A 19,767-nucleotide genomic window follows, 5' to 3' on the forward strand; every position below is an offset into this window, starting at 1 on the left:
GGGTAACTCATCATACTTCCACCACCATCCCCAGCACACAAGATCATAAAATGTCCCCCCCTAAGGCCGATCACCACCCGTGGGGCGCCGCCACCGTACCCACCTTGATGAGATCAGATGGCTACTCAAATCCCAATTTAGAAGAGAGCACTGATGTCACGTCGATATGGCGCGCGCCCGTGACGGGGCTGCAATCGAGTGCACAACCGTCACCTTCGATCTGTTTCGCTATCATGCTCGCGACAGAGTGGATGGTCGATCCATCGAGCAATGCGTGAAACGAAATCTCGACAGCCAATCGTTCCTCAATCTCGATCTTGAAGTCGATCGCGTTTATTGAGTCGAGGCCGAGGCTGGCGAGTTCTGCAGACGGATCAATTTCTTCCGCGCTACGTTCCAGAAATCTTGCGACAGTGTCGCGAAGATATAGCGTTAAGATCGTGCTTCTTTCTGCAAAAGTCAGCCGCTCCAGTTCCCGGCGCATCGTCGTATCCGCCTGAACGCCGATGGCTCCATCCGACGGGGAGAGTGCTCCATCGGCACCGACAATTATGTTGGCGCGATTGGGGGAGAAGCGGCAGTCCCGTAAAACGACCAGCGCGTCCTCGGGATCGATGAACGCGATTCCGGCCTTCTCTAGCTCCGAAGAATGCCGCGAACGTGCCGCCATCCCTATCCTTCGCCACGGCCCCCATTCCATGACGAGCGACGCCCCGCGGCCTTGGTCCCGTCTCGCCATGTAGGATTCAAGCGCAGCGTTCGCGACGGCATAACCGACCCCACCTTGCGAATACAGCCCCAACCGTGCCGCCGGAGAAGATACGGCGATAAAGCATTTGAGAGCATCGCTTCCGAACGCATTTTCAAGCGCAATGGCTCCGTCGCGTTTTACACGAACGGCAGCCTCAATGGCTTCGATCTGCACCGTTCGTATTGCCCCGCCACACGGAATGCCGGCGAGATGGATGATAGTACTCACAGGCAAGTGCGGTGTGGAATCCATCGCGGCCCGTAAGGCATGCGCATCTGCGACATCGCAGGCGATCAACTTGACGGACGCATTTTTTTGCTTCGCCAGTGCGCAAAGCGCGTGAAACTCCGGCTCATCCTGCATCGAAGCCGGGTTTCTGGCGATTAGCAACACCTCCCCGGCCCCACCCTCGAGGGCCCACTGCGCAAAAACAAGGCCAAGGCCGCCAGTGCCGCCGGACAAGGCGACCGCATGGTCGAAATCGAAACCTAAGTCGAAACGCTTCACGCGCTCTCGATTGGTATCGACGCGCGGCACGAGGTTGAAGGCCCCATCGATGTCTAGCTCCACATCGGTGTTCCGATTTGCCGGGACTTCGAGAACATCCATAATTAGATTCGCATCTACCGCCTCCTCCGAGGTCGCGAAAATCACGGCCCCAGCCAACCTCGGGATTTCAACGCGTAGCGTTCGGAAGAGCGCAGCCAGGGGGGAGGCAGACGCTGACTGCGGCTCTAGCTGATTGGGGTCGGTAAGGATCAAAAGACTGCAGGGAGCGTCCAGATTTGAAATTACGGCGCGAACCACGATGTCGTGATAGGGTTGATACGTGCTGATAACATTCTGATCTATCGAGGGAGACATCCGCTCGTCCGACACGAACAACAAGCCGGAATCCCCTTTGCCCTCCTCCACGAATTGCTGAAAGTTGGCTTCCTTCAAGTCTGCACAACGGAAAATGACGTCTGGAAACGCTTCATTCAGGCGATCTCGGACAATTTCCGCAAAACCATGCGATCTGGAATCGTGAAGCAGAAGATAATGCTTGCCCTGTCTCTGGCCTCTGAGACCAGGGCGGATTGCTTCCCGATCGAAAACTATGGTTTCAATCGGCCGCGCCTCGTGGCGATACCTTGTAACGATCCCATTCGTTTCATCAGGATCGGTCGCGCGGACACCAACGTCATCGTGTCGCTCTGATGGCCAGAAGGCGCTTCGCGCGAACGGATAGCCCGGATAAGGTGTGAAATTGCCGCCTGCGGGAAAAAGGATCGAAAAATCCGGATCCTGTCCGTTCGCCCAGGCCGTAACCGCAGCACCTACGACTGCCCCACCGTCAATGTCCAACAGATTCGCAGGGGCATCCTTCGCATCCGCAACCGTCAAGAGGTGCGCGACGAGGCTGTTCAAATCGCGGTGCATGGGCACGACCGCTCGCCGGGTATAATGACGTCGTCGACATGCCAAGCTGAAAGCAAGTGCTTCAGGGCACGTACCGCTCGCGAGCAACTCTGCGCACCCGCGAGCGAAACGCGCCAAGCCGTCTGGAGTCTCCGCGGACAATAGCAACGGCATATCCGGCCGATTTTGCCCTTCGTGCTGGTGAGACGTGTTGCCGAGCACGAAATGCGCGTTGCTACCGCCAATCCCGAAGGAACTGACGCCGCCATACCGCTTTCCCGGCTTGAGCGCGTGAGGTTGCAGAGCTGGCCGCAGCGCCGTGCCGCCGATGGCAATCTTTTCGTTAAGGCTGATGAAATGAAGCGTCGACGGTACGATTTCGTGATAGAGGGCCAAGGCCGCCTTGTGGATGCCCAGAATACCCGAGGCCGCTTCCAAGTGGCCCAGGTTCGTCTTTGCCGATCCCATGAGAACGGTACGATCATCGCCATCTTGCGGACCGGTCAAATCCGAGAGCGCGTTCACCTCGATGGGGTCGCCCAAGGCCGTACCGGTTCCGTGCAATTCGAAGAAGTCGATCCGCGATGGGGCGACGCCGGCCATGGAGCATGCGCGCGACACAACCTCTTTTTGCGCTCGTCCGTTAGGCGCAGTTATGCCATTGCTCCTCCCGTCGTTATTCATCGCCCAGCCCTCGATCAGCGCATAGGAGCGGTCACGATCTCGCCGGGCATCAGCTAGGCGCTTCAGGACAACCAGGCCGATACCCTCGCCCCGGACATAACCGCTTGCGCGTGCATCCATGGTCATGCACCGTTCGGTCGTAGATAAGGCGCCCATCGAGTCCAGCATTTCACCGATCTGATCGGACAGTATCAGGTTGGCTCCACCCGCGATGATCAAGTCCACCGTCCCGAGCGCCAACAGATCGCACGCTTGGTGGACGGCTGTGGCAGACGATGAACAAGCCGTGTCGACGACCAGGCTCGGGCCACTCCAATCGAAAAAATAGGACAACCGGTTTGCACAAAACGAGGGTGCGGAACCGGTAAGCCGAGACCGGACCGAAGCCGATCCGCCTGAAAGGCTGGCGAGTGCGAACTCACTGCCTGAAACACCGATCACCACGCCGCAGCGCTGCCCGTCGAGTGCCCTTGGGTCGATGCCGGCATCATCCAAAGCATCGACCGCGACCTCGAGCAGGAGGCGCTGCATCGGATCCATGTGTCGCACCTCGTCCGGCGCGAGACCGAAATAGGCAGCATCGAATCCGGCTATGTCATCGAGATATCCGCCTTGCCTTCGCGGCGACGACACGCCCGATAGACCGAGACGCTCTCTCGGGAAATGACCGATGACATCGATACCGTCGGCGAATAATCCCCACAATTGTCGGGGCGTCTCAGCCCCCGGATAACGACAGCCCATGCCGATTATGGCGATGCCGCCGCCATCTCGCTCATGGGTCGGCTCGACGTGATGGGCACATGCATCCTCCCCCCGTGCAAGGCCAAGACTCAATGCGCGAATTGTCGGATATTGGTAGAAGTCGGCAACATCTATGGCGCTTCCGATTTCGTCTTCCACCTTCCCAAGCAGATCGAGCCCGTCCGTCGAAGAGAGCCCGAGGTCGGAGAAGGGGACGTCGATATTGATTTCGCTTGGCGAGAGATCGAGAATAATCGCAACCTCGGCCTTCAGGAAATCAGCAATAGCCTGTGGGTCTGACCGGGCGAGCGCAGACACGGGGCTGCTTATCAGACCGACACGACTTTCCGCAGGCATTGATGATTCTGGAGAATCCTCGTTCACCATCTTAAGCCCTTTCAGCCTTCGCGCTTTGAATTCGGGCTATATCCCCTCTGGTAACGCCGAAAGTCTTGAGTGTTGGGAAGATGATATGTCGCATGAACTGCTCTCGCGTGAGGCCGGCGTCCGGCGTGGCAAGACGATCTTGATAGTTCGGCATTATGTCAGAGCCAGGCATGCTGAATGATCCGAGCACGGACACAATATCCTCAGTTGCACCATCTCGATCATCGTCGAGCTCGTATTGAACAATTTTACGATAAAATCCACAATGCGCTGCCTCATCGCGAGCAATCAATTCCATTACTCGCATGAGGACTGTATTTTCGGCTAACTTTGCACGATCATATTGTTTCCTGTATATATGATAGGTTAGCAGCTCCTGAAAAGCGCCATAAATTGTTGTCTGCCTTAAAGTGATCGTACGAGATTGCCAACGCTGCTCAAGAACACTTTCTTCAAACTTCATATATTCTTCAGTGGTCCGTAGACCGGACCGGACGAGATACTCCCGAAACACCAAAGCGTGCTTCGATTCTTCGTAGGCCCAGTTAGCTGCGAACCATGCCTGACCAAATATCTCTCGCGAAATATTGACCCCTTCTGCAATATAATCGGGAAGATACAATTCGACGCCGCAATAAGTCTCAAGACGCATGGCGTCGCCTTCGTTGTTTAAACGAGGATCGAGATCATCCCACGGGATATCATCCCAAATGTTCCACCGTCGCTTCTTTTCCGCGAGTTCGAAGAACTCCATGTAAGCGCGGTACATGGCTTCTTTGCGCTGATAGCTGACGGCCATGTGAGGATCACTTCTCGTTAAAAGCCTGAGGGTCGATCGTGCCATGCTCGCGAACCAACTGAATCAAGTCCTGTACCTTGACAACCTTCGCCAATCGATCATCCGGAAACGACGCCTTCGCTGCTTCTTCAAGATAGGCGGCGGCTTCCAACAGTTTGATCGAATTCAGACCCAAATCAGAAATTTCCGTCGCTGGCGTCATTCGATCAATTGAATCGCTGCATTCCGGTGCTGCCTGACGCAAGGCAGCAGCCACTAAATTAGTCTCCGCTTGCACAAATACCCCCCTCTGTCATCCTTCAGAAATTCCCATATCTCGTTAAATCGGCACTGTACCGCACCTTGACTTCAGGCCGAATAAATCAAGTGTCGATTCTCCCATCCTTTCTAAACCATGTCTGCTTGGTCGCAAGCAAATCAGCAAAGAAATATCTTGTGAATAGCTTTGCACCGTCAAGAAACTGACCTTGGTCGCCTCATTAGCCCATAATAGGCAGATGACGCCCTGCCGCCGCACTGTCTTCAGCGATCGATCCGCCTAAGCGAGAATTGCCCCAGCGATCCGTAGCCTTCGCTGAATGCTTCAGAAATTCGTCGAAAATAACGTTCGTATTCGGCGAACCGCTGCCGACCCCATCGCTCTACAACAGCTTGCTCATTGCTTACCAAGCGGTCATGCCAAGCCGCGCAGGTGAGAGCATAATGCTCCCTTCGAGTGTGCATCTCGACGATCTCCCAAAAAGGGGATGCCGCGATGTAAACTTCCTCAAAACGTGGCGCTGTAGCTCCAGGGAATATCCCATGTATCACCGATCCAATATCACGAATGAAATTCAGATCTCGCGGCAATCTGGTCTGAATTACGGACTGCAATCCTAGATAGGCCCCTGGCTTCGTCCACTTCCAAGCCTTGCTGAAAAACTCGCGGTACAGGTCTATACTTTCACCAGTCCGGGCCTGCGTCGGCGTGGCAATGTGCTCAAACATGCCTATGCTGACCACAGCGTCAAATAAGCGATCGGGCACATAATCACGAAAGTCGGTAAGCTGAACTTCTATCTTCGACGAGCGGAACTGCTGAGCTTCCTGAAATTGCTGCTCAGAGAGCGTTATTCCTATCGCGCGGGACGCTTGCCGTTCATTTGCGAGAAAAGCCAAGTTTCCGCCCCATCCGCAACCAATGTCCAGGACCGCCTGTCCCGCCGTGACGTGCGCCGCGTCCGCTATGAAATGCAGCTTCTTCCCCTGCGCGCTATCCAGATCGGTTGTGCCGTCAAACAGGGCGCAGGAATAGATCTTCCGTGAATCGAGGAACATATCGTAAAATTGATTGTCAATACCGTAAGAAACCTCGACCTCATTAATATCCGACATGATAAACCCCAAAAAAAAAGGAAGGATCAGAACTGAATTCGTGTTGAAGGCGTGATGGTGCAGGCTCCTCAATCCGTAAATCGCGGTACGTTGACAGGAATAGTCGCAAACGTCACATCACCCGCCGAGAGGCACCGCCGAGCTTGCCCCGAAATTTTCACACTGACATGAAAAAGCGAAAGTTTGGCTAGGGTGATGCCGCCCTTCCAGGCTGCTGACATGCAAAGCTGGTGCCCTACTTCGTACTGCGCGAAGCCCCAGGCAGGATCAGGCGCGCCATGGGGATTGATCTTGTAAATTCGTCCCTTCGGGTCGCTCAGGTCGAACTGAGCGCGCAGACCGGCGCTGAGACCCGTCCCAATGGCTTTTCCATAGGCCTCCTTCAGCGTCCAATAGGCTAGGAACTGCCTGATTTGATCTTCACCCTGCAACGAAGCGATGTCGCAAAATTCGCGAGGAGCGAAGTATCGGCGCGCCAAGGTCTCAACAAGACCAACTCTCGGCGGACCTTCTATATCGACACCGAGCATCACGCCGCAGCCGACAGCAACAGCCACACTCGACCCGCAATGCGAAAGACTGAACGACAGATCGTCTACAGCGCTTGAGCATAGAACCGGCTTTCCGCCCTCTTCTATTGTGAGGTTCAGTTGGGAAGGACAGGTTTGAGTGTAATGAGCCAGAACCGTGCGCAAGAATATCCGCGAAGCTTGAAAGCGCCAGGAGTCCGACTGCCTCATAAAACGCGTGGCGCGCTGACGCTCCGCGGCGGATAGAAACGCGGCGGCGCGGACCGCGACCGAAAGCATTTCCGAATCCGTTGACGGCCAAAACCATAGATGAGGGACATCCTGCGTCATCTGGACCAGAAAGCCCAGATATGCGCAAGCACACGAGACCTGAAAGGACCTGCGGCCAAATCATGTTCAACGCGCCCGCTCAAAACTTTGGGCCTTCGTGGCGGCATACGCCGGAGTCATCCAGGGACCCGTCGTTCGAGGACAGGGATACTGCCCCCTGCTTGACCCAAGCATTTTTATAGACGCGGCCCGCGATCTGCGTCAGCCAAGTGTCCGGTACCATCATCGCGAGCACGTACAATATCCTGGAGGTCAATCCGACGAGCGAGACGGGCCTTCGTCGAATGAGGTCGTCGATTGCTCGATCGGCGCATCTCGTTACCGGGATCGATCCGAATTTCTTGCCTTCCACCAGCTTCTGCAGACCGGAGCCACGCGTCATTTCAGTGTCCATGCCGAGTGGATATGCAATCGTCATGGAGATATCCGACCGGGTCCATTCCGCGCGAAGGGCAATGACGAGCGAACGAATATAAGATTTCGACGCGCTGTAGGCAGCTTGAAACGGTAACGGAATTAGAGCCGACATACTCGATACTACGAGGATACGGCCGGGTACGCGCTGCTCACCAAATATTCTCGCAAACCCCAACAAAAGGGTCGCGGTCGAACTGACGTTGAGGGAATTCACTCGCTCAATCTCCGCAGGTGACATCGCCATAGCGTCGCCGAAGTAGGTTATGCCGGCGCAGAGCACGACAGCTGCAATGTCTGCCATACCGTCCACTTCCGCTATCAAGCTTGCCGTGTCCGCTGCGGCCGACAAGTCGAGCGCCATGACGCGCGCTTCCCTGCCATGACCACGTACCTTCGCGGCAAGACTGTCCAGCAGGTCTCTTCGCCGACCGACAAGGACAAGGTTCGCGCCATGGAATTCGGCCAGGCGCTCGGCCATTGCTCGGCCAAGCCCGGACGATGCACCGGTAACGACGACCCAGGAACCGGCGAAGGCTGGAGTTCTACCCATCACCTTGTGCCAAGATTTTGGCCTGCGCCCTCACCGGAGCCAAAGATGGCCGGGCAAGCGAACCGTTGCTTCTTACCGCTCGTGGTTCTGGGTATGCCGCCGGCTGGCACGATGGTCACCTCCAAAAGCTTGATGCCGAAGTGGCGCATTATCGCGGCTCGAATTTCGTCGCCGATTGTTGGGCGCAATGGCGCCGTGCGCGAATCCTCGACCAGCACCCCTATGTCTTCCGTGCCTGATAGCCTGAACGAGCAGATTGCCTGTAGACGTCCGGGAAGCACCAGTTCGTCGATTACGTTATCGATCTCCTCGAGATGGATGTTCACTCCGTCCCGAATGACCAGGTCTTTCAGACGACCTACGACGTAGAGTTCGCCGTCCACAAGTGCGCCGAGATCCCCTGTGCAGGCCCAACTCTCTGGTTGGCTCCCTGACCGGAGCACGCGCGCGTCGGCGCTTCTCGACACGCTAAGGTCAGCAACCAATATCTCACCAATTTGCCCCGGTTCAACGATACGATCATCAGACATGATCTTGAGTTGATCGACAATGGGACAGCCGTTGCTCACCAGTTCGACGACTTCGCGGTCGCAATCACTCGCCGCCACAAGTCGGTTCCGCTTCAGTTGCTCCCGATCAAACCGGCGGCTTTTCCACCTTCCATCGGTCGCGCCCGAAACCAGTAACGTCGCCTCGGCCAAACCATAGCAGGGGCGCAATGCTTCAGTCCGTAATCCTGCCTGCGCGAACCTGTCCTCAAAGCGCCGCAGCGTATCGGCCTGGACCCGCTCGGCGCCATTGATAGCGATTCGGAGAGAACGCAAGTCGAGCCCTTCGACGTTTGAAACCCGCTTTGCGACCAAGTCGTATCCGAAGTTCGGCGCGCCGGTGAACGCTGCCCGGTATCGCGTAATCAGTTCCAGCCAAGTGCGGGGTCGCCGTACAAACGATGAAGGCGCCATTAAAATGCCGGCACCCCGAATGAAGGCAGGAAATAGAATGCCGCCGATCAATCCAAAATCGTGGTGCGCGGGCAACCATGACACGCTTGCGTGGCCGGGCTGCGCCTTACAAAGCTGGGCCATGAGCCCGAGATTGCGCGTCAGGTTTCGATGTTCGATGAAGATGCCGTGCGGCCTGCCGGTCGAACCGGAAGAGAACTGAACAAACGCATCCTGTGCTGTCACCGGCAAATGCCGGTCCGGTTGGCCGCTCTCGGTAAGATCATCATATTTGAAGATGCGGACTGCTTGATAGTCGGCAAGGGTCTGACAAACAAATTCCTGGCAGGCGATATCCGAGACGACGTTGGTCACGATACCGCTCGCGATTGCAGCTTGAATCCGTTCGCCACTTCTCGTGCCAAACCTCCCGCTCATCGGGACCGGCACTGCCCCAGCGATCTGGGCTGCGAAAAAAACTTCTATGAAAGCCAACCCCGGATCGAATATCAGCATGATCCGTTCGCCTGGAGGGACAACAGCAGCGATGCCGCGCGCCAGATGCTGCGCTCGTGCCCACAACTCCCCCCAACTCAGCCTCTGCTCCGCATTGTCGTGCGATCGGAACACGTAAGCGTCCTCGTGGGGCGCAGCGCGCGCATTCGCGGCGAGTATGTCCACCATCGACATTTGTGAATCCGAGCCTCTCAATGCTTTTCGCGATCGATCACAGGCAGACGAAGAACGCTGCAACTCACGCCGGAGCCGACCTGGATGACGACGACCTCTTCCGAGGGAGAAGTGGCGAAGAACCGTTCGAAATGTCCCGCAAGTAGGAGACCACAGTCCAGGGTGTGCGATCCGATTCTGCAATGGAGAACACTCTCTTGCGCCTTGACATCGGTAAGCGCTGCCCAAACTTTGCGTGAGTCCGCCTCAGACAGATGCTCGGCCAGAACGACGACGTGCGATTTCCCGCAGTCCTTCAGATCCAGAAGGGCAGTGCATATAAGCTCGGTACATGCCGCACTTGCTAGCGGATCGGCATGCCGGTCTACGATTGCGCCGCCGTTGCCCTGTCGGGATCGTGATCCGAGCAGAGTCGCCGTGCCCCGCGCAAAAGTAATCTGCCCGCGTAGCGAGCGATATCGGTCGTCCGTCTTGCGGATCACGAAGGCGCAAGCCCCTTCGTCGATACCAATCGGTGCTGCGCCCAGATCCGGATTCGTGTCATATTCCGAAGCCACGACGAGTATGGTGGCGGCTGGAAAAACATCGACAAGGGCAGACGCAATGCTGAGTGCGGTTTGGATGCCGACCGCTCCCCCGCCCACATCGAACGCCAGCACGGACTCGACTGAGCCTGGCGCATCCGCCTTCCCGGTAATGCCGAGCTCGCCGGCTATTGCGACGGCCATTGCTGGCTCCACGGCGTTGTCTTGACGGTAGACGCCGGCGAACAGCACCAGATCGACACCCGTTATCCCGATGTTGGCCGTGGCCAACGCCCGTATCGCGGCCGCGACGCTCATATCCATAGCCGATGCTGCGGCGATCCGTGGGAGGCAGGCGCGTCCGACAATCTCGATACCTTCAAAAATCGGGTTGGCTCGATCTGGGATTGAGGGCACGCAACGATCTTGCGGGGCGTGCAGGCGAGAGGGAAGCGAACCTACATCATAGAGCGCGACGCCAATCGTGATGCCTGCGCCAGCCATCGCGAATAACACCTTGTCGCCATCGACGACGCGACCAGCCTTCATCGCCAGCCAGAAGGCCAGCAAGGTGCTTGTCGAGATGGTGTTGCCATAGTCGGCAAGTATATCGACGATCTTTGGTTCCAGCTGCCGGGCGCTACCCGGCTCTATCTGGCCAAACTCGTTTATCGCCGAAAGCATGTTCAGCCTTGACGTCTGGTGGGGAATGATCGCGGCCAGATCCCCAATGCGACTGTCGGAATTACGAAGCACTCGGTGAGCCTCGCTAACAACCGCCTGGACGCCGACCGATCCCAGCTTCATCAGATCAGTCGTGGTGACCGCGCCGCCGTGGGCTTCTTTAGTTGGCTTCGAGACGCAGTAGCGGGAATATCCCGGAAATGTCCGGACACTCAGCGAGGGCATACCCTCTCCAGACGGCGCCGACTGTGAGACAATGACCGCGGCCCCGGCATCGCCAAGCGTAAGACAGGCGAGACGATGATCTGCGGGGCCAGTTATCTCCTTCGTCGCTGTTTCCCCAAGATGGGTCACATACTCGCCGCTGACGACTAGGACATGAGTGGCCCGCTTTGCTGCAATCAAAGTCCCGGCTACAAAAATTCCGGTCCATATCCCAGCGCAGGCATTGCAGACGTCAAATTTGATATCAGCATCGATTCCCAGCTCGTCGCAAAGTTGCGACGCGAGGCTGGGCTCCATCGAGACTTGAAGGCCATCGCCATCCATGCGTGAGCATGACGTGCCGATCACTGCCCCGATCGCTGCGGGGCCCTCGGCGAACGAAGCGATGCATCGTTCTGCGGCCTCCCGCGCCAAGCCCCACGAGTAAACGCCACGAGCAGACCGACGATTCTCGATTCCAGTCAGCCGCCGAAATGGAAAGCTCGAGAGGGGAGGACATCTCTCGATAAGCTCCTCCGATGACACTTTCTGTTCGGGTATCGATATTCCAATTCCCGAAAAGCGCAGCGGGATCTTCAGTTCAGGCATCGATCGAACTCACTCTAATCAGCTCGGCGGAAATTTCAGCGATAGTCGAGTAGGCCAGTATCGTTTCAGGAGAAATCTGGAGGTCCAGGTTCTGCGCCCGCACGGCGATCTCCACGCCTTGAATTGAGGTTCCACCCAAATCGAAGAAATCGTCATCGACGCCTATTGGGTCGATACGAAGGACGGACTCCCAAATGTCCACCAGGGCTGCTTCAACAGACGTGGTCGGACCGCGATATGCATTGTCCGCCCGACGTTCGATGCGTTGCTGCGCCGCCAGATGCTTCAATTCGCGGTGGTCCGTTTTTCCGCTTGAAGTCTTCGGTATTCTTTCGATCGCCCGGATGTCTCGTGGATGCATTTGACGCGGCAGACTGTCGTGAATAGCATGCAGAATTCTTGTTTCTACGATATCGCTTGCGGCCTTCTCCGATGGAGAAAAGAATAACGAAATGTGGGTCTGCGGCCCTTCCCGCCAGGCCACCGCAGCGGCTTCGGTAACGCCATCTACACGCTCGGCAATGCCTGCAACCTCGCCAAGCTCGATGCGGTGACCATTGATCTTGACTTGGCCATCCCGCCTGCCCCTGAATAGAAGTCGACCATCCCGGATCATCCCGAGGTCACCTGTCAAATACCAACGCCCAACTTCTCCCCCTCCAGCGAGTGCCCTAAAGCGCTCGGCCGTGGAAATGGGATCCGAAGCGTATTCGAGCGCTAGACCTTCGCCCGCAAGGCCTACCTCGCCCACAACTCCTTGTTGAAGAAGTGCTCCATCACGGCCGAAGATACCGATATTCATTCCTGAAACTGGCAAGCCGATCGGTATCTCGTCGTTATGAGTGATGACCTGATGAGCGGTAGCCCAAATCGTTGCTTCGGTCGGACCATAGAGGTTCCATAACACCTTGACCTTAGGCAAAATGTCCTGGGCCAGGTCCGGGCCCAGGGCTTCTCCGCCGCACAAGGCTGTCAGGGGAAGCGCGGAATCGAGACGCGCCATTACAAGCAGCCGCCACATGGACGGAGTAGCCTGTAGGAAGGTGACAGGATGCTTTGCGACATAGCCAGCGATCCGCACGGGATCGCCCGATGCCTCGTCGTCGAGCAAGTGCAGGCGGCCGTGCCGGAAAAACGGCATCAGCAGCTCGAGAAGAGAGATGTCGAACGTGAATGCGGATATCGCCGCGATGGAATCATTTTGACTGAATCCGACCAAGTCGGAAAGCTTTGCGACCGTTTTCGATAGCGCATCGCGAGAGATCACCACACCCTTCGGCAAGCCGGTCGAGCCGGAGGTGAAGAGCACGTAGGCAGCAGCCGATCCTTCACCGTCGTACAATTCCACATCTGCGATCGGCTGGCCGGCGAACGAAACCGAAGCATGTTGCGCGACGGAAATGTCAGGGCGAAATTCACGATCTGTCACCAGGCAAGACGCTCCGGCACGCTGCAGCATCCCTAAGAGGCGATCGCATGGTTCACTCGCTGACACAGGTACGAAAGCGATACCACTGGCGAGACAGGCCAGTAGATAAGCAATGTAGCCAACGGAGCGATCGAACGACAAGGCAACTGTATCGCCTGCCCCCAACGACAACTTACGGAGGTGATCCTGAGCCGTCCCTGCATGCCTCGAAAGTTGAGCGTAGCTGATCGACCGCGAACCCGTCTGAACAGCGATGGCATCAGAACCCGACGCGAGATATCTGAATATGTGGCCTATTGCACCTTCATTCGCGCTTGCCGAATGGCCGGCCAAGAAAGCCGGCGGGCCAAGGCAGGATCGTAGGCTTTCCAGCGGCAAGGCTGGATCCTTGCAAACAAGGTCGACAATCCGGAAAAAATAATCTGCCAATCGATCTAGAGTCGTTCTGTCGAAAATGCCCGCGTCACCTTGAAGGCTGAACCAGCTCGCTTCCTCGGTCATAAAAACTGTCGGCATAAGGTCAAAGGCACAGCCGCGTTGTGACAGATGCAGTATCTGCAGATCGCTCGTCGATCGCCCTCGGGCTGGTGATCGAATGTCGTTCCACATGAACAGGGTCTGGAACAGCGGCGCGACATTGGCCTGCGTTTTGACGTGTGCAGCCCGAAGAATGGCATCGAGAGGATGGTCGGCGTGGTCCATCGCTTCCGCCGTACGCGCTCGAACTGCCCTGATGACGTCCGCAGCCGTTGAGAATTCCGGGAACTCAATTCGAATTGGGACGACATTGGCGAGGTATCCCACCACCTTTCTCAGCGACGATTTGGTTCTCAACGATACGGGCGTGCCCACGACGATCGAGCCGCTGTCATCGTGGATGGAAAGGAGAAGGAAGAACGCTGCCAGATAGATCGTAAACTCCGTCGCGCCGATTTCGCGCGCGAGGCGACCAACCTGCGCCGCTGTTTCCGGCGCGATATCGCGCCGGACCGAGATACCGCGGCGTGCGCGGCGGACCGGACGAGGGCGATCGAGCGGTAGGCCCGTCTCCTCCGGCGCGCCTTGAAGCGATACACGCCAAAAATCCGCGCTACGCTCCCCATTCTGTCCCCGCCGAGCAAGAATATCATGGGCCAAGAATTCCTGAAGGCTGCTCAGGTCGCTATTGCGCAGGCCACCTTTACTATCCGCGACAATATCTTCGAACACAATATGGAGTGAAGCAAGATCTGCTACCGTGTGGTTTGCGATGATTGCCAATACCGGCGGAAGGCCTTCCCGATCATAAACTCTGATGCGTATTAGCGCCTCACCCAATATCTCAAATGGCCTGTCGGCTAGATCTTGCGCATCTTTGACAATATACTCTACCGACGGAGAAGAAACTTCCACTGTCTGAATTTTAATATCCTCTATTGAACCACCAATTTGGAAAAAAGCACCATTTTCCTGTTCAATTCTCATGAGCAGGGCGGGCCGTGATGCGATGGCCTGCACCAATCGCGGCATGAGCTGGTGACAGTTGGCGAAACCCTTTAACTCGAAAACCGCTAGAAGGTTATGGGAAACATCCGCCGGATCCTGAATCGCTTTAAGTACGATAGCCTTTTGGCCGCTACTGATCGGCAATCGAATATTGTCCACCACTGCGCTCCTAAAATGAAAAATAGCTTATGCCGAAAAAAAGGTGCGTGTCTAGTTATATGACAAATATAACTGACGACATTAAATAGATATACAGGACATTCACGGCAAAAACCATGGCCCCCATCGCGTTACTATGCGCAATACCCTTGATGTTCTCCCTACGTATACATGAACTCTCTTGCCACCGTAGGCCTTCCAAACCGCCGATGCTACCTCGACTGCCGATGAGATTTCAAGACCTGCCTTCACTACACTCTCGCGGGTTGTGCGATTGGTACCGGCATTTACGTTCGAAAGCATTTCCGTATCGACAAACCCGGGAATGATCGACCTTACCTTTATGTCAAATTCGCGCCATTCTCTTTCAAGCGATTCAGTCAGTGCACGGATAGCAAATTTAGAAGCACTATAAGGTGCCATCTGCGCCGGCGCGAATATCCCGGCAACCGAACAAGTATTGATCAGTGCGGCTTTTGACGTGGCTCGCAGGTAAGGGAAGGCCGCTTGTGCGCCCCAGAAAAAGCCTTTCAAATTGACGTCGATTACCCGTTCGACCATTTCCGCAGATGTCTCATGCAGATATTGCCGATGGCCGATACCTGCATTATTCAGCACAATGTTGAGCTTCGCTTGGCTTTCGATTGTAAAATCAGCCAGCGCCGCAATCCAGCTATCCCGATCACGGACGTCGAAGAGATAAACAGCGTGTCTTTCCGGCGAGGCGAGAAGACTGAGAGTTTCGCGAAGCCCCGACTCATCGACATCAGCCAGGCCAACACGCCATCCCCGCGCGGCGAATAGTTCAGCCGTTGCACGACCAATTCCCGACCCAGCGCCGGTTATGAAAATCGTTTCTCGCATTTTGATCGCCCTACCTGTTTGTCTCGCGACCTCCAAATCCGCCGTTCCCATTGCCGGCCCATGGGTGGTCATTTACACCCCTTTCTGGCAAGCGATCTTCGAAAACTGCGCCTGTTCTTGAGCGCGACCCCGGTCTTGGTACATGTCAGGAGATATCTCGCCTTCATAAAGCAGTTTAGGCGCCCTCCCCTGTGAGCACCCTGCAAATGCTGGACATCCCGGCCGAGCAACTTTTCGTTAACCCGCAATGTCTGACACCGAGGCCAAGCACTTGGAGTCCGGATCCCGGCCCGGCGTCCTGTCGTTGCCGTCAAACTCGAGGATCAAATCGCGGTCGTCCTTGTTCCACGGATGGAAGCCTGGCAGGCAGAAGGCGAGAAGGGGAACGATAGCCTTGCGCTGTACGCCAGGGTTGACGAAAAGATACCAAAGGAGCTTAGCGTGCGCCCTAACCCCCGTAATTCCATCTTGCGCAAGAAGCCAAGTGATCGCCCGGTATCGATTTTTCCAGAAACTGAGCGACACAAAAATCATGGAAATCGCTCGATAACTCCACCGCCTGACACCAGACCAATTTCGCGTAGCGTGCAACCAGACGTCATAAGCGACGCCTTTGTGCTCGATCTCTTCCATGGCGTGCCAACACCAAAGGGCAACCTGGTCGATTTCGAATCGTTCTTTGACAAGGCGATCGTCGGTTAAAAACTGAGCAGCAAGTACAGCGGTATAATGCTCCAACACCGTCGTAACGGTCAGCCGAATCATCGCCGACATACCGCGCAGAGAACTTAGCGCACCGATCACTTGCTCCTCCAAACGGGAAACGTCGTAGTTGAAGGACGCAATGTTCCGATTAAGAGCTGCATGCTCGCGACTATGAATGGCTTCCTGACGGACGAAAGCCTTGACCTCTCGCGCCAATTTCTCGGGAAGGGAGCTTCGAAACGCCCCGACAGATTCAATGAAAAACGCTTCACCATAGGGAAGGGTTACCGAAAGGGCGTTGTAGAAAGCGGTTGCCACCGGATTGTTCGCCAACCAAAAGCGCTTTTGCGTACCACCCCTAAAAAATCGGCGATCTCGCGGAGTAATCACAAGATCATCCGGCGCCTTAGACACTGCAAACATCACGAGACCACTTCCAATTTCCGTGCTGAACGACTACACTATAGCCACAGCGATAACAAGCAAAACTATCACCCATTGAAGTTAAACGAGGTGAGCAGTCGTCAGAAAAAGTTCGGTGCCACGGTATGCGTTGACGGAAACATCAAGAGCACAGGCACGGTATTCGTTTGACGTCTCCGCCTTAGCTGCAGCAAAATTCAACTCGCGCTCGCGGCGCACACCCCAATACTGCAAAATGCTCCCACGCAAAGAGCTGCACCGGCATAGCAGCTTGCCCTGACAACCTTTATAGACTAAGCCCTAAAGAGTGGCAGTGAAATGTGGGTAGCGCAACTTGATAGTGCGGATAATTTGTCATCAGACCTTCATATCTTCTGCATTGAAATAAAATGCTTATCGAATCGGAGGTAATATAGATGAGTGACCTTGCAGAGAGCGGAACACAGAAGCGGTCGCATAACCTTGATCGAATGACACTGCGTGATTTGACGGTCTGCTATCTTGGTCACTATACGATTATTGTGAATTTAGCACTATTTACCGTATCCCTCGCGATCTATGCGATACGCCCCGCGCCACTCGTTCGATCGATTGAATGCATAGCGATAGCCTGGATGGCCTTTCATACGAGTTGGTATCTTCTGCATCGCTTTGTCATGCACAGTAGTTGGATGTTCAAATTTCGTTTCTCCGCGGCCGTTTGGAAGCGCATACATTACGATCATCATACTGATCCCAATCGCCTTGAGCGACTATTTGGGAGGCTCAGGCACACGCTGCCGTCTTTGGTAATCGGCACGATTCCGATCGGTTATCTTATTGGAGATATTGGCGGTGGCGCGCTGTGCTTCGCTACAGGATTGTTGGTGAGTTCCTACAATTCGTTCTTGCACTGTATCCAACATCTGCCATTTACTCCGAAGAGTAAGTACATTCAGAGACTTAAGCGTCGACATCTATTACATCATTATCATAATGAAAATGGTAATTTTGGTAATGGTAATGCGTTTTGGGATCGCATGTGTGGTTCCCTGTACGAGACTTCTGGCGCGCGTGCCAGATCAACGACTGTCGCCAATCTAGGCTACACCGAGGATGTCTCTCGAAGCTACCCGCATGTTCGCAGACTTTCAGAACAAAGTCGTTAGGCGGCTCGCAAGGCTTGACCTTGATTTTTTTCGCCGAGCGATATGGCGGTACAGGTCTCGGTACCCATGGTGGAGGTGCCCGGTGCGGCGTCGAAACGAGTGGCAGGTCAAAGGAATTAGGCGTACTCCTCTGTTAGGCGAAGACAGTGATTTCTAGCGCGTAGACTCATTACGCGGCGCACCAGTGTCGGACGCAGATGAGTTTGATGGCGGCGAGGAAGTTGGCCGGGTCTTTGTCATAGCGTGTCGCGATGCCACGGAACTGCTTGATCCGGTTGAAGAAGCGTTCGACGAGGTTCCGCTGTTTATAGAGCCACGCCGAGAAGGCGAAGCACTGCTTGCGGTTGGATCGATTGGGGATGTTGGCCCAGACATTCCTGGCTGCGGCCGCTTCGCGGATGGCGTTGCTGTCATACCCCTTGTCCCCCAGCAGGGTTGCGCCTTCGGGAATGGCCTCGATCAGCGCCTCGGCCTCGCAGGCATCGTGGACCTGCCCGCCGGTCAGTCTCAGGCTGACAGGGCGTCCGTCAGCGTCGACAAGAGCGTGGAGTTTGCTGGTGAGGCCGCCCCGGGAACGTCCCATGCCACGATCGCAACCTCCCCCTTTTTACCCGTCGCACCGTTCTGGTGGACGCGTATGAAGGTGGAATCAATCATCACCAATTCGCCATTGAAACCAGCGGAAACCGCTGCCAGAAGCCGGTCCCACACCCCAGCCTTGCGCCAGCGGACGAACCGGTTGTAGCAGGTCGTCGGTGGCCCGTAGCGTTCCGGGACTTCTGCCCATGTCGCACCCGAACGGAAGCGCCACAGAATCCCGTTGAGAACCCGCCGATCATCCACCCGGGGAACCCCGCGCGGCTTGTTGGGCAGCAAGGGCTCAATGATCGCCCATTCCCGATCTGTCAGTTCATACCGTCGCCGTGCCATCCAGCCCTCCAAAGTTTGAAGGCTCTGAATCATGCAAACTGCCAATCCTCAAGAAATTTTATGGGTTTACGCGCTAGTATTCACACGGCTCGCTTCCTATATGCGACGCGATTGCAGTGGCCATCTGGTCCAAAGTTCTAAATACGGTACTTGCTTATGGCGCCTTAAGAATCGGAGCCGTCATCGCGACAGGAGAGCCCAGCTGGATCATCGGTACTGATGATCATCGCATTTCGCATCCGGGAGCGCTCATCGTCAGAGAGGCAGCCCATCGATTGGGCAATTTCGAGCGAGTGCTTTATTTCCGGCCTGCACAGCCTCTCGATAAATCAACCATCTCAGACGCTGATAGGGTTAGGCTTGCTGTTTCGGAATTGCCGAATGTATTACCACACCCGGTAGAACTTACCAGCTATGTGCTCGATAGGCTCACCATTCCAGCATCCGTTGAGTTGACATCATTGGTGAGGAAAAGATGTCCCGTCCAAACCGGCGCACCATGTGACCAGCAACGCTCAGCGCGTAACGCCTTTGTCTCCAGGCAGTCGGACTATGATAGACTCCGACCGCTGTCCAGAAATCGCCCGTGGTCCTGAGCGCCGACAGGAATATCCACCGCGCGGCTCCGGCGTTGAAACAGGCGTCATGCATCAGCCAGTTACGAACTTCGGATTGCGAGCGGCCTACCAGCGTTGCGATCTTCGGCACCCACCAGCTGTTGATCTGCAGCGGCCCGAGATCGTGCGAGCCGTTGGTATTGCGTACCTCCGCACCAATCCACCCCCCTTCCTGGTCGCGCAAACCCCACAGCGTCTTTTCGAGCCAGGGCTTACCCCCCGCCGCCTGCCGAATACATTGGGCGATCCGCCCTTCCCCCTCTCGCGTACTGCGGGCCTGGGCCGGAACCGTGGTAAGCAAAGCGAGGCCCGCACAGACTGGCAATGCCAGATGGGCGACACTGGAGTAAGAACAGGCAAAGCTGTTGAAGCGGGTCATAATGATCAT

Annotated in this window: 14 protein-coding genes; 1 reads left to right on the forward strand and 13 read right to left on the reverse strand. The window is 55.9% G+C overall.

What is annotated here, in order from left to right; genetic code table 11:
- Positions 1-121: 121 nt before the first annotated feature.
- From FHS92_RS02900 to FHS92_RS02950, 11 genes are all read right to left on the reverse strand, one after another.
- Positions 122-3,967: a beta-ketoacyl synthase N-terminal-like domain-containing protein gene (locus tag FHS92_RS02900; RefSeq protein WP_184077347.1), complete on the reverse strand. Its 3,846-nt coding sequence runs from the start codon at positions 3,965-3,967 to the stop codon at positions 122-124.
- Between the two features lies 1 nt (position 3,968).
- Complete coding sequence (locus FHS92_RS02905; RefSeq protein WP_184077349.1) at positions 3,969-4,766, reverse strand: acyl-ACP desaturase; 798 nt, start codon at positions 4,764-4,766, stop codon at positions 3,969-3,971.
- A 7-nt stretch (positions 4,767-4,773) separates the two neighbouring features.
- Positions 4,774-5,022, reverse strand: coding sequence for a phosphopantetheine-binding protein (locus FHS92_RS02910; protein WP_184077351.1), 249 nt, complete (start codon positions 5,020-5,022; stop codon positions 4,774-4,776).
- A gap of 266 nt (positions 5,023-5,288) precedes the next feature.
- Positions 5,289-6,140 carry an SAM-dependent methyltransferase gene (locus FHS92_RS02915; protein ID WP_184077353.1) on the reverse strand — a complete coding sequence of 284 codons (852 nt, stop codon included), beginning with the start codon at positions 6,138-6,140 and terminating at the stop codon, positions 5,289-5,291.
- Positions 6,141-6,208: 68 nt separating this feature from the next.
- Positions 6,209-6,949, reverse strand: a complete 741-nt coding sequence (locus FHS92_RS02920) for a 4'-phosphopantetheinyl transferase family protein (RefSeq protein ID WP_184077355.1) — start codon at positions 6,947-6,949, stop codon at positions 6,209-6,211.
- Between the two features lie 130 nt (positions 6,950-7,079).
- Entirely contained in the window at positions 7,080-7,967 is an 888-nt protein-coding gene (locus FHS92_RS02925; RefSeq protein WP_281377742.1) for an SDR family NAD(P)-dependent oxidoreductase, read from the reverse strand.
- Positions 7,967-9,598: an AMP-binding protein gene (locus tag FHS92_RS02930; RefSeq protein WP_184077359.1), complete on the reverse strand. Its 1,632-nt coding sequence runs from the start codon at positions 9,596-9,598 to the stop codon at positions 7,967-7,969. The genes FHS92_RS02925 and FHS92_RS02930 overlap by 1 nt, the downstream gene beginning before the upstream one ends.
- A 17-nt stretch (positions 9,599-9,615) precedes the next feature.
- The gene (locus FHS92_RS02935; RefSeq protein ID WP_184077361.1) at positions 9,616-11,619 is read right to left on the reverse strand and encodes a 3-oxoacyl-[acyl-carrier-protein] synthase III C-terminal domain-containing protein; all 2,004 of its coding nucleotides are present in this window, start codon (positions 11,617-11,619) and stop codon (positions 9,616-9,618) included.
- Positions 11,612-14,692 (reverse strand): AMP-binding protein, encoded by a 3,081-nt coding sequence (locus tag FHS92_RS02940; RefSeq protein WP_184077363.1) that lies wholly within the window; start codon positions 14,690-14,692, stop codon positions 11,612-11,614. Before FHS92_RS02940 ends, FHS92_RS02935 begins: the two co-directional genes overlap by 8 nt.
- 102 nt (positions 14,693-14,794) lie before the next feature.
- Positions 14,795-15,628, reverse strand: coding sequence for an SDR family oxidoreductase (locus tag FHS92_RS02945; RefSeq protein WP_184077365.1), 834 nt, complete (start codon positions 15,626-15,628; stop codon positions 14,795-14,797).
- A gap of 165 nt (positions 15,629-15,793) precedes the next feature.
- A complete protein-coding gene (locus tag FHS92_RS02950; RefSeq protein ID WP_184077367.1) occupies positions 15,794-16,684 on the reverse strand; it encodes a metal-dependent hydrolase in 891 nt (296 codons plus the stop codon).
- Between the two features lie 416 nt (positions 16,685-17,100).
- Between FHS92_RS02950 and FHS92_RS02955 the strand changes: the two genes are divergently transcribed.
- Positions 17,101-17,832 carry a sterol desaturase family protein gene (locus tag FHS92_RS02955; RefSeq protein WP_184077369.1) on the forward strand — a complete coding sequence of 244 codons (732 nt, stop codon included), beginning with the start codon at positions 17,101-17,103 and terminating at the stop codon, positions 17,830-17,832.
- A 169-nt stretch (positions 17,833-18,001) separates the two neighbouring features.
- Here the strand turns inward: FHS92_RS02955 and FHS92_RS02960 are convergent.
- Together FHS92_RS02960 and FHS92_RS02965 are read right to left on the reverse strand one after the other, a co-directional pair.
- Positions 18,002-18,762 (reverse strand): IS5 family transposase gene (locus tag FHS92_RS02960; protein ID WP_221230864.1). Its coding sequence is split into 2 segments (ribosomal slippage): positions 18,002-18,426 and positions 18,426-18,762, totalling 762 coding nucleotides; the frame shifts between segments, so codons are not numbered across the junction.
- Between the two features lie 429 nt (positions 18,763-19,191).
- Positions 19,192-19,758, reverse strand: a complete 567-nt coding sequence (locus tag FHS92_RS02965; protein WP_246351746.1) for a lytic transglycosylase domain-containing protein — start codon at positions 19,756-19,758, stop codon at positions 19,192-19,194.
- Positions 19,759-19,767: the final 9 nt, after the last annotated feature.

This window comes from Sphingobium subterraneum (assembly GCF_014199435.1).
Lineage (GTDB): Bacteria > Pseudomonadota > Alphaproteobacteria > Sphingomonadales > Sphingomonadaceae > Sphingobium > Sphingobium subterraneum.